8 protein-coding genes are annotated in these 11,815 nt (G+C 74.5%); 6 read left to right on the top strand and 2 right to left on the bottom strand.

Annotated features, from left to right (window positions below):
- The first annotated feature begins 4 nt into the window (after positions 1-4).
- The 3 genes from L1785_RS03810 to L1785_RS03800 all read left to right on the top strand — a co-directional run bounded on the left by L1785_RS03810 (position 5) and on the right by L1785_RS03800 (position 6,797).
- On the top strand, positions 5-796 hold the full coding sequence (locus L1785_RS03810; protein WP_236087809.1) for an ABC transporter ATP-binding protein: 792 nt from the start codon (positions 5-7) through the stop codon (positions 794-796).
- A complete protein-coding gene (locus L1785_RS03805; protein ID WP_236087808.1) occupies positions 796-3,411 on the top strand; it encodes an FtsX-like permease family protein in 2,616 nt (871 codons plus the stop codon). Before L1785_RS03810 ends, L1785_RS03805 begins: the two co-directional genes overlap by 1 nt.
- Before the next feature lie 101 nt (positions 3,412-3,512).
- Entirely contained in the window at positions 3,513-6,797 is a 3,285-nt protein-coding gene (locus L1785_RS03800) for an FtsK/SpoIIIE domain-containing protein (protein ID WP_236087807.1), read from the top strand.
- A gap of 42 nt (positions 6,798-6,839) precedes the next feature.
- Here the strand turns inward: L1785_RS03800 and L1785_RS03795 are convergent, their stop codons facing one another.
- Positions 6,840-7,181 (bottom strand): hypothetical protein, encoded by a 342-nt coding sequence (locus L1785_RS03795; RefSeq protein WP_236087806.1) that lies wholly within the window; start codon positions 7,179-7,181, stop codon positions 6,840-6,842.
- A gap of 357 nt (positions 7,182-7,538) precedes the next feature.
- Here L1785_RS03795 and L1785_RS03790 point away from each other — a divergent pair, with 357 nt between their 5' ends.
- Positions 7,539-7,787 carry a WhiB family transcriptional regulator gene (locus tag L1785_RS03790; RefSeq protein WP_125774843.1) on the top strand — a complete coding sequence of 83 codons (249 nt, stop codon included), beginning with the start codon at positions 7,539-7,541 and terminating at the stop codon, positions 7,785-7,787.
- A gap of 166 nt (positions 7,788-7,953) precedes the next feature.
- On the opposite strand, the gene L1785_RS03785 is transcribed toward L1785_RS03790, so the two are convergent.
- Entirely contained in the window at positions 7,954-9,423 is a 1,470-nt protein-coding gene (locus L1785_RS03785) for a sensor histidine kinase (protein ID WP_236087835.1), read from the bottom strand.
- Between the two features lie 171 nt (positions 9,424-9,594).
- Here L1785_RS03785 and L1785_RS03780 point away from each other — a divergent pair, with 171 nt between their 5' ends.
- Both L1785_RS03780 and L1785_RS03775 read left to right on the top strand, forming a co-directional pair.
- Positions 9,595-10,116 (top strand): DUF2505 domain-containing protein, encoded by a 522-nt coding sequence (locus L1785_RS03780; protein WP_236087805.1) that lies wholly within the window; start codon positions 9,595-9,597, stop codon positions 10,114-10,116.
- A 241-nt stretch (positions 10,117-10,357) separates the two neighbouring features.
- A complete protein-coding gene (locus tag L1785_RS03775) occupies positions 10,358-11,677 on the top strand; it encodes an ABC transporter substrate-binding protein (RefSeq protein ID WP_236087804.1) in 1,320 nt (439 codons plus the stop codon).
- Positions 11,678-11,815 lie beyond the last annotated feature (138 nt).

Here is an 11,815-nt window from a genome sequence, read left to right as displayed (position 1 = left end):
CCCCGTGGACACCACCGTGTACCTACCCGTCGGGTCGTCGTCGCCCGCAGTCCGAGCCCGCTCCCTGACCAAGACCTACGGCACCGGCGAGGCGGCTGTGCACGCCCTCGCGGGCGTCGACGTCGACTTCGCGGCCGGGCAGTTCACCGCGATCATGGGGCCGTCCGGCTCCGGCAAGTCGACCCTCATGCACCTCCTCGCCGGCCTGGACACGGCCACGAGCGGTCAGGCGTTCCTGGGCACCACCGACATCACGCGGCTCGGCGACCGGGAGCTGACCCGCCTGCGCCGCGACCGCGTCGGCTTCGTGTTCCAGCAGTTCAACCTGCTGCCGATGTTCACGGCCGAGCAGAACATCACGCTGCCGGTAGAGCTGGCAGGCGGCAGCGTGGACCCGGAGTGGCTCGCCACCCTGGTCTCGACGCTGGGGCTCGAGCAGCGGCTGAGCCACCGGCCGGCGGAGCTGTCGGGCGGGCAGCAGCAGCGCGTCGCGATCGCCCGCGCCCTGATCGCGCAGCCCGACGTCGTCTTCGCCGATGAGCCGACGGGCAACCTCGACTCCCGCTCAGGGGCCGAGGTGCTGTCGTTCCTGCGCCGCTCCGTCCGCGAGCTGGGCCGCACCATCATCATGGTCACGCACGACCCGTCGGCCGCGGCCTACGCGGACCGCGTCGTCCTCATCGCGGACGGCCGTATCGCCGGCGACATCACCGACCCGACGCCGGAGTCGGCGCTCGCGGGCCTCGACGCCCTGCGCACGCTCGAGCCGGCCGTGCAGACGGGTCCGGTGGCCTGATGCCCACGTCCTACCCCACCGCGCGTCTCACGCTGGGGCAGATGCGGCGCAGCGTCGGGCGGCTCACCGCCGCGGGCGTCGCGATCGCGATCGGCACGGCGTTCGTCACGGTGACGCTGCTCGCGGGCGGCGTCATCACCAGGACCACGTACGACATGGTGGCGGCGTCGTACGCCGGGGCCGACGTCGTCGTCTCCGTCGACGACGACCAGGGTCTCGCCGCCTTCGACGCCGAGACCGTCGAGAAGGTCGCCGCCGTCGACGGCGTCGCCGCCGTCCAGCCCGTCGTGGGCTACTACGGCGACCTGCGAAACGGCGGCAAGGGCGGCTACCTGGCCTTCGCGCCGGTGCCGGTGGAGCCACGTCTCTCGCCGCTCGAGCTGACCGACGGCGCGTGGCCCGCCTCCGGCGACGAGGTCGCCCTGACGACGAAGGTCGCCGAGCGGCTCGGCGCCGGGATCGGCGACACGGTGACCCTCCGGCGCACCGTGTATCCCGAGGGCTGGGCCGACAGCCGGTCCGAGGACCCGGCTGCCGAGCTCGGCGAGCCCGAGGAGGTCACCGAGGAGCTCGAGGTGACCGGCCTCACCGACGACCCCTACGGCGCGTACGCGGGCTATGGCGGCGCGGCGGCGGTCACGTCCGTCACGATCGACGCCTGGAACGCGGACGAGCCCTCCCCGTACCTGGTGACCGAGCTGCTCGTCGCGCTCGACACGCCCCCGGAGGGCACCACGGTCCCGGCCGGCCTGGACGACGCGATCCACGCGGCGACGGCCGCCGTCGCCGGAGACGTCGCGGTCAAGACCACCCAGGAGAGGGCGGAGGACCAGACCGCCGCGCAGACGGGCGGCCAGAACCTCGTCTTCCTCGTCTTCGTGCTGACGTTCGCCGCCATCGCGCTGCTCGTCGCGGCCATGGTCATCACCAACACGTTCCAGGTGCTCGTGGCCCAGCGCACCCGGACGCTCGCCCTCCTGCGCTGCATCGGCGCCGGGACCGGCCAGCTCTACCGCAGCGTGCTGCTGGAGGCAGCGGTGCTCGGCGCGATCGCCTCGGCCGCGGGCATCCTGGCGGGGGGCGTCCTCGCCCAGGTGGCGCTGCTCGTCGCACCCGCGTTCGACCTCGGGGTGCCCCTGCCCGGGGCGATCACGCCGACCTGGCAGTCGGTCGTGCTGCCGTTCGCCGTGGGGATCGGCGTGACCGTCCTGGCCGCGCTCGCACCCGCCCGGGCCGCGACGCGGGTCGCCCCGCTGGCCGCGCTCCGCCCGGCCGACGCGCCGACGCTGCGCGCCCGCTCGGGCCGCGCCCGTCTCGTGATCGCGATCCTGTGCACCCTCGGCGGCTTCGCGGCCCTCGGCCTCGGCGTCGTCCTCGGGATGAACGGCGGTCCCCAGTTCGGACTCGTCGCGAGCGTGCTCGGCGGTGCGCTGTCGTTCTTCGGCGTCGTCCTCAGCTCCGTGCTGTGGCTGCCGCGCGTGGCCGCCGGCCTGGGTGCTCTCGTGGCCCGCACCGGCCCCGCCGCACGGCTGGCGGTGGCGAACACGCTGCGCAACCCGCGCCGCACGGCCGCCACGTCCACGGCGCTGCTCATCGGCGTCACCCTCGTCACCATGATGTCGACGGGCGCGGCGAGCGCCCGGTCGTCCGGCGACGTCATGCTCGACGAAGCGTTCCCCTACGACCTGAGCGTCGCGCCGTCCGACGAGAGGTACCTCGCGGACGTCCACGACGCCACGGCGGCCACCGAGGGCGTCGCCGCTACTGCCAAGGTGGCCCACGCGATCCTCACGGTCGGCGACGTGGAGGGTCTCGAGGTCACGGCGGCCGACCCCGCGGAGCTCGCCCGCGTCGTCAACACGCCCGACGACGCGGAGCGCCTCACCGAAGGCTCGATCCTGCTCACCCAGGAGGCTGCCGAGTCGCTGTCCGTCGCCGCCGGCGAACCGGTCACCGTGACCGGGCCCGAGGGCTCGATCGACCTCAGCGTGGTCCTCACGGCCTCCGCGCCGCTCAACCGCACGCTCACCTCCGCCGACCTCGCCCGCGTCGCGGGCGACGACACCTGGACCGACGTCTGGGCGCACCTGGGCGGGGGCGATGACCCCACGACGGTGCTCGCCGACGTGCAGCAGGCCGTCGGTCAGGTGGACGGCTCCGCACTCGTCATGGGGCCGGCCGCCCAGGCCGCGCAGTTCCGGCAGGTCGTGGACGTGATCCTCGGCATCGTCGTCGGCCTGCTCGCCGTCGCCGTCGTGATCGCCCTGATCGGCGTCACCAACACGCTGTCCCTGTCCGTCATCGAGCGCACTCGGGAGTCCGCGACGCTGCGGGCCATCGGCCTCAGCAAGGAGCAGCTGCGCGGCATGCTCGCGGTCGAGGGCATGCTCATCGCCGGCGTCGGCGCGGTCCTCGGCGTCGCGCTCGGCCTCGTCTACGGCTGGGCCGGCGCGGCCACAGCCCTGTCCCTCATGGGGGAGGTGCAGTATGCGGTGCCCTGGACGGACGTCATCGTGGTGATCGTCGTCGCCCTCGTGGCAGGCCTCCTCGCGTCGGTCGTGCCGGCGCGCGCAGCGGCCCGCACCTCGCCGGTGGCGGCGCTCGCGGTGGAGTGACGGTCGTCCGTCGCTGACGCGGCGCCTGTGCACGGCGGACCTGTGCACAGGCGCCGTCGTCGTCCGCCCGCCACCACCCCCGGGCGCGGCACCGTGGGGGCATGACGTCTCCCGACCCCGTGCCCGGCGTCCGCGTGACCCTCCACCCGGACGAGGACCTGCTGCTGCGGCCGGGCGCCCGCCTGGGCGACCTCCGTGGTGCCCTTGCCGCGCTCCTGCGCCGTCCGGAGCTGGCGCACCAGCCCCTCGAGGCCGACGGCGTGCCCGTCGGGGACGACGCCGTCGTCGGCCTGCCGCCCCTCCTGCCCGGCGCGACGCTCGCGGTCTCCGGGGCTGGTTGTGGCCGTGTCGAGTACGGGGTGGCGGGCGGCGTGGCGCGGCTTCTCATGCCGCCGGTCCCGCGCGACAGGCTGGGCGGGATCGCGCTCGTGGCGGCGGTCCTGCCTGCGGCCGGCTCGCTCGGCCTCGCGGCCGCGCTCCACCAGCCCGCGCTGGCGCTCCTCGCCCTCGTCGGCCTCGTGGCCGTCGTCCCCCAGGTCCTCGCCGCCCGACGCCGGTCGCTCGCCTCCCGGCACCACTCCGGGTCTGGCGCGGGGACGGGCGACGGGGCCGGTGCCGGGATCGGCGTGGGCGAGTGGGCCGGCGGGTTCCGCCGGTCTCGACGTGGCCGGACGCGGCCACGCGGACCGGACGCGCTGATGGCGTTCGCCGTCGCGCTGCACGACGCGCCGGAGGGAGCGTGGGCGGCGGCGTGCTCCGCGTGGCACGACCTGGGCGGCGCCGGCGGCAGCGAAGGCATGCCGGGCCGCCACCTCGCGTCCTGGCCGGCGGGCGGCGCCCGGTGGCTGCCGGCCCGGCTCGCGGACGCGCTCGTCGCCGACGGGTCACTCGTCATCAACGGGCCGGCCGAGAAGGCGCGGAGCCTCGCCCGTGCGGTGGTCGCCGGGCTCGCCGTGCGCGGCGCGAGGGTGGACGTGGCGGGCGAGAGCATCGCGACGTGGGAGTGGTGCCGCTGGTTGCCGCAGCGGGCGGGGCCACGCGTCCTCGTGGTGGACGACCCGGCCACGCCGACGGCCCTGGCCGCGGCCGCCGACGCCGCGCGCGCCGGTGCGCTCGTGCTGTTGTGCCTCACCACGGGACCGGGCCTGCCACGCCTCGGCGGCGGGTCCGGTGGTGGTGGGCCGGGTGTCGTCCGGTCCATCGCCGGCGGGTCCGGTGGTGGGCCGGGTGCTGGTGGGCCGGGTGCTGCCGGGCCGCCCGTGCCCGCGTGGTGTCGCGCCGTGGCACGCGTCGCCGGGGACGGCCGGGTCGAGGTCCGGCGCGCCGACGGCCCCCGGCTGCGGGGACGGTCCGCAGGCGTCGACGCGGTTTGGGCCGAGCGGCTCGGCAGACGCCTGGTCCGCGCGGCATGGGTGGGTCGGAGCGCGACGGCGCTGGTCGGCGTCGGGGACGTGAGGTCCCGCGGCCTCGCTCCTCCTGGCGGTCCCGGTTCGGTCGAGGAGCCGGATCCGGAGGATCCACGGCTGCCGGCATCGGTGTCGCTCGCCGCGCTGCACGGGCTCGACACCCCGCCCACGGCGGCGGACAGCCCCGGCGCCAGGTCCTGGCCTCATTGGGCCCCGGAACGGCGGGCGACCGAGCTCGCCGAGCGGACCACCACGCGGTGGGCGGCGGGAAGCGGGTGGGCGGTGCCGCTCGGCGTCGGGACCGACGGGGCGCCGGTCTCGATCGACCTCGTCGCCGACGGGCCTCACCTGCTGGTCGCGGGCACGACCGGGTCGGGCAAGTCGGAGCTCCTGCAGTCGCTCATCCTCGGACTCGCGCTGGGCCGGTCGCCCGCCGACCTCGCGCTCGTCCTCGTCGACTTCAAGGGCGGCGCCGGTCTCGGGGCGTGCGGGGCGCTGCCGCACGTCGTCGGCCGGGTGACGGACCTCGAGGCAGGGCTCGCCGCCCGGGCGCTGGCCGGGCTGAGCGCGGAGCTCCGTCGTCGCAAGGCCACGCTCGCCCGGCACGGGGTGGCCGACGTCGAACGCCTCCCCGCCGGGGTGCTCCCGCGTCTCGTCGTCGTGATCGACGAGTTCCGCGCTCTCGCCGACGACGTGCCCGACTTCGTGCCCGGGCTCCTGCGCGTCGCCGCCCAGGGTCGCTCCCTGGGCGTGCACCTCGTGCTCGCGACCCAGCGGCCGGCGGGCGCGGTCGGCGCCGATCTGCGGGCGAACGTGACGGCACGGCTGGCGCTGCGCGTCGTCGACGCAACCGAGTCCCGTGACGTGGTGGGCAGCCCCGCAGCCGCCCGGATCCCGGTGGGCCTGCCCGGGCGTGCCCTGCTCCAGGTCGGGGCGGGGACGCCCGTCGTGCTGCAGGCCGCCTGTGCAGCGGTCCCGCCGCGACCCGTGCCGCCGGCAGTGCGCCGCGCCCCGGCCTGGCCCGGGCACGGGACCGGTCACCGACCCGGCCAGGGGCGCGGAGCGGCCGCCCCGGGCGGCAAAGCAGTCAGCCCGCCCGGGTTGCTGCGCGGTCACGTCACCGACGGAGCGGCCGATCCGGTCCAGCAGATCGTCGACGGCTTGCGGTCGGCCGCGAAGGCGGCGGATCTGCGGCCGGGACCGGCCCCCTGGCTGGCGCCCCTGCCGGAACGGGTCATGGCCGACGACCCGGCGGTGACCGCCCTGGCCACCGGCGCTGCCCGTACGGTCAGGACATTCCCACCCGAGGCGACCGGTGCGGCGTCGGGGAGCGTGCCGCTGGCGCTCGGCGACCTGCCCGACGAGCAGCGGCGGGCGGTGGTCGCCTGGAACCCGGCGGACGGACACCTGGCGGTGGTCGGGCGGGTGCGGTCCGGCCGGACGACGGCCCTGGTGACGCTGGCGGCCGAGGCCTTGCGCCGGGGCCTGCGGGTGCACGCGCTGGTGCCCGCCCGGTCGGCCGGTCGGTTCGGTGCTCTGCGCGCGCACCCCGGGTTCGGGACGCTCGCCGGACCGCACGACACGGCGGCGGTGACGGCCCTCCTGCGTTCGCACGCCTTGGGCTCGCCCACGGACGGCTCGCTCACGGACCGGCTCACGGACGAGCCCCCGCGCACCCTCGTCGTGGTCGACGGTGTGGAGACCCTGCGTGCGGCGCTACCTCCCGCGCTGCCGGGCCAGGACCCGCTCTGGGCGGCGCTCACGGAGGGCGCGGCCTTCGCCCTGTCGGCCGACGGCCCGTCGGTGGGCGGTCTGACGGCCCGGGTGGGGCCGCGGCTCGTGCTGCTCGGCAACGACCGGCACGCGGATGCCGCGCTCGGTGCGCCCGCCCGCTTCGCCGGGGCGGGCGGGCCGCCGGGTCGCGCCGTCTGGCTCGGCCCGGGCGACCCGGTGCTGTGCCAGGTCTTCGTGCCCGGCTGAGGCCGGCTCAGACCGGCTGAGGTCGGCTGAGGGCGCGGCCGCTCACCCCTCGGTCGTGACCTCCACGACGGGGCGCGAGAAGAGCAGCGCCACGACGCCGGCGGCCAGGACCAGTGCGGCGATCCCGCCGACGACGGCCCAGGCGGCTCCGCTCCCGATCAACCACACGCCGGCAAGCACCTGGAAGAGCTGCCAGGTCATGACGAGACCGCGCGCGGCTCGACGGCCGGCGCGCAGGGCCCTTCCTGCGGCAACGAGCGCCCAGCCCACACCCAGCAGGAACAGGACGAGGAAGAGGCTCACCCCGACGGATCCGGACCGCCCGGCCACGAGTTCCACGAGGAGGACCACCGCGAGCGCAGCGAGGACCGCCGCTTCTACCACAAGCAGGGTGAGGAGTGAACGCAGAAAGAGCAAAGACTTGTGCACGAATACGCCTTCGGGGAACGACCGCGACGCGCCAGGATAGCCGCGAACCGGGCATTCACAATAGTGTGACGGATACCTCACGCTTCATACCCGAGAAACTTCGCCGTAACCCCTTGTGCGGCGCTTCACGAGGTGTGAATCTTGATCCCAGCAATCCACTACCACCCCGAACAAACCCCCGTTCTCGGCTGCCGGGCGATCAGGGAACATCACTTTCCACCCTGGTCCTGCGCCCCCAGAACGCACGACCACGGCTCCCCCCACGGCGGCGAGCGAACGGCGGGAAGTTCCTTTCCAAGGAGTATACGAACCATGGACTGGCGCCACCGCGCTGCGTGCCTCGACGAGGACCCCGAGCTCTTCTTCCCCATCGGCAACACCGGCCCCGCCCTGCTGCAGATCGAGGAGGCCAAGGCCGTCTGTCGTCGCTGCGAGGTCGTTGACACCTGCCTCAAGTGGGCCATCGACTCCGGCCAGGACGCCGGCGTCTGGGGCGGCATGAGCGAGGACGAGCGTCGTGCGCTGAAGCGCCGCACCGCCCGCGCCCGCCGCGCCGGCTGAGACCACCCCGTACGAAACAGCGGGCCTGAGCACCCCCGGGGGCCCAGGCCCGTTGGCGCGTCTCCGGCAGGAGGCAGGGGCGGCCGACGGCGCAGCGCGGCCGACCCACGGACCGCACGCCCGGACCGCACGCCCGGACGGCGCGACCGCCGCCCGGACCACCGCCTCAGGCGTTGCGCCCGGCGCCGTCGCGCAGCACGAGCTCCAGCACCACCTGCGTGCCGCCGCCCTCGCGCCCGGACCACTCGATGGTGCCGCCGAGCTCGTTCATGACAAGGGTCCGCACGATCTGCGTGCCGAGCCCGCTGCCGGGCCCGCGGCCCTCGGGAAGCCCCACGCCGTCGTCGGCCACGACGACGCGCAGCGCGGAGTCGTGCCGCTCCACGCCGATCTCGACCACGCCCGCGGACCGCCCGTGGAACCCGTGCTCCACGGCGTTCGTGACGAGCTCGGTGAGCACGAGCGCGAGCGGGGTGGCGTCCTGGGCGGGGACGAGGCCGAAGGACCCGGTGCGCACCGTCCGCACGCTCGTCCCGGCGGACGCCACGTCGGCGGTCAGCCGAAGGGCGCGGCCGACCATGTCGTCGAGCTCGACGACCTCGTCGAGGGTCTGCGAGAGGCTCTCGTGAACGAGCGCGATCGTCGCGACGCGCCGCATCGCCTCCTCCAGGGCCGCACGCGCCTCCGGCAGGTCCATGCGCCGGGCCTGCAGGCGCAGGAGCGCCGCCACGGTCTGGAGGTTGTTCTTCACCCGGTGGTGGATCTCACGGATCGTCGCGTCCTTGGTGATGAGCTCGCGCTCGCGCCGGCGCAGCTCGGACACGTCGCGGCACAGGAGGACGGCGCCGATGCGCTGCCCGTGGTCGGTCAGCGGGAGCGCCCGCAGCGACAGCGCCACGCCCTTGGCCTCGATGTCGGTGCGCCACGGCGCCCGGCCCATGACGACGAGCGGCAGCGACTCGTCGACGGGGTTCTTCTGGTACTCCATGAGGTCGGCGGTGACCTCGACGAGCGACTGGCCCACGAGCGGGCCGATCACGCCGAGCCGGTGGAAGCACGACAGCGCGTTGGGGCTGGCGTACAGCACCTCACCCTCGGAGTTGAGGCGGATCAGGCCGTCCCCGACGCGCGGCGCACCGCGACGCGGGCCGGTCGCGGCGTTCGGCGAGGGGAACTCGCCACGCGCGACCATGGCCACGAGGTCGTCGGCCGCCTCGACGTAGTTGAGCTCCAGCCGCGAGGGCGTGCGCCCCGAACCGAGGTTCGTCTGCCGCGCGACGACGGCCACGGCCTTGTCCTTGTGGACCACCGGGATCGCCTCCTCGCGCACCGCGTAGGCGCCGAACCAGCGCGGTTCGCGGGAGCGCTGGGCCCGGCCCTCGTCCAGGGCGCGGGTCAGCTGCGGGCGCTGGCCCTCGGGGGCGAACGAGCCGACGATGTCGTCGTAGTGCACCGTCGCACCGGTCGAGGGGCGGCACTGGGCGATGGCGACGAACCCGCCGTCGGCGGTCGGCAGCCAGAGCACCAGGTCCGCGAAGGCCAGGTCGGAGACGACCTGCCAGTCCCCCACGAGCAGGTGCAGCCACTCGACGTCGGCCGGCTCGAGGTCGGCGTGCTGGGAGATGAGGTCACTCATGGCGGACACGCGCCCAGCCTAAGAGGTTTCGCGGCGGCCCGTGCCGGGCCGACACAGGCCGGGCAGGGAAGACGGTTCCGGAGACGATTCCTGAAACTTCGGTGACCGCCCGGACGTCGTACACCTGGGAGAAGTTAGAGTTCACCCACCGGCACGCCCCGAGGAGAGCCCGTGCACCTGATCGTCGACCAGACGTACACCGCGAGCCTCGACGACGTCTCGGCGATGCTCGCCGACGAGGTCTTCGTCCGCTGGCGCGCGGAGCGCACCGTGGGCACGGGCATCGTCGAACAGACGGACGTGACGGGCTCCGTCGACGCCGGCTTCACCGTCGTGGTGCGCCGCACCTTCTCCACGGACCAGATCCCCGCCCATGCTCGCCCGTTCGTGGGCGCCGAGCTGGAGATCCGGCAGGCGGAGGCGTGGGAGGCCGCCTCGGGCGGCCGGCGCGTCGGCACGGTCGCCGTCGAGATCCCGGGCGTCCCGGTGCGCGTGGTCGGCACCATGTCGCTGGACTCGCTGCCCGACGGCGGCACGCGCCTGACGTACTCGGGCGACGTCCGGGCGTCGGTCCCCCTGTTCGCGGCCGTCGTCGAGGAGGCTGCGGCGGGCGCCGTCCGGTCGACCCTCGAGGCGGAGGCCGAGGCCGGCCGCGTGTGGCTCGCCGGCGAGGCTGACGCGCCGCGTCGGTGACATGCCGGACCTTTCGCATAACGATCGGGTCACGTCGGGGCGCGCGAAACGGCCTCTGACCTGCGGATTCATTACGGAGTGACGCGCGGCGGCCCGCTCGGGACAACTTGCGGCTTGACTCTTGCTTGGCGTGACCGGCACCATCAGGGGGCACCATGGAAGCGCTACCACAGGACCGTGGGAGCGCAACCACGGACAGACCTGTCAGTTCCGACACGTCACACCAGACAAGGGAGTCACCGTGCTGAGCAGCACCCGAACCACCCGGCGCCGCGCCCTCGCGGCTACAGCCGGCATCGCAACCATCACTCTCGCGCTGACGGCCTGCGGCGGCGGCACGGACGAGGGGGACGGCGCCGATGGCGGCGAGATCACCCTCACCGTCGCCACCTTCAACAACTTCGGCTACACGGACGAGCTCCTCGCCCAGTACGAGGCGGAGAACCCGGGCGTCACGGTCGAGCAGGTCGTCGCCGCCGAGTCCGGCGACGCCCGCACCAATCTCACCACCAAGCTCGCCGCCGGCGGCGAGGGCCTGGCCGACATCGAGGCCATCGAGGTCGACTGGCTGCCCGAGCTCATGCAGTACCCGGACCTGTTCGTGGACCTCACGGACCCCGAGCTCGAGGGCCGCTGGGTCGACTGGAAGGTGGCGCAGGCCACCACGCCGGACGGCCAGCTCCTGGGCTACGGCACCGACATCGGCCCCGAGGCCATCTGCTACCGCCAGGACCTCTTCGAGGCTGCCGGCCTGCCGTCCGACCCGGCCGGGGTCGCCGAGCTGCTCGGCGGCGAGAGCGCCACGTGGGACGACTACTTCGCCGCCGGCGAGCAGTTCGTCGCCGCGTCCGACTCGGCGTGGTTCGACGCCGGAACCGCGATCTCGCAGGGCATGGTCAACCAGATCGACAACGCCTACGAGGAGAGCGACGGCACGGTCAAGGACCTCGCTGAGAACACCGAGATCAAGGCTATCTACGACGCCGTGATCGAGGCCTCGGTCACCAAGGGCCTCTCCGCCGGCCTTGGCCAGTGGAGCGACGACTGGACCGCGGGGTTCCAGAACAACGCCTTCGCCACGATGCTCTGCCCGTCCTGGATGACCGGTCCGATCGAGTCGAACTCCGGTGGCGTCACGGGCTGGAACGTCGCGGACGTCTTCCCCGGCGGCGGGGGCAACTGGGGCGGCTCCTTCCTGACCGTCCCCGCCTCCGGCGAGAACACCGAGGCCGCCCAGAAGCTGGCTGCCTGGCTGACCGCTCCTGAGCAGCAGACCGCCGCATTCGTCGAGGCCGGCACCTTCCCGTCGCAGGTCGAGGCGCAGGACTCCGCCGAGGTCCAGGAGTTCACCAACGCGTTCATGAACGAAGCCCCGGTGGGCCAGATCTTCTCGAACCGCGCCAAGGCGATCGACGGTGCCCCGTTCAAGGGCGCGAACTACTTCGCGATCCACCAGACGGTCACGGACGCGATCACGCGCGTGGAGGTCGACAAGACCGACGACGCCGAGGCCTCGTGGGACAAGGCGGTCGAGGCGTTCAAGGCCCTCGGGATCTCCTGAACCCGCTGATCCGATCCGCTGACGGGCGCTGAGCCCGGACGCGATCCGCACGGCGGCCGGGGGGGGGGGCCCCCCCCCCCCCGCCCCCCCCCCCCCCCCGGGGGGCGGCGGGGGGCGGCAACACGACCAACCCAAGGC

The organism is Antribacter soli (assembly GCF_021568775.1).
Lineage (GTDB): Bacteria > Actinomycetota > Actinomycetes > Actinomycetales > Cellulomonadaceae > Antribacter > Antribacter soli.
Note: the sequence above shows the minus strand (reverse complement) of the source record. Positions and strands in the feature narration are given on the sequence as shown.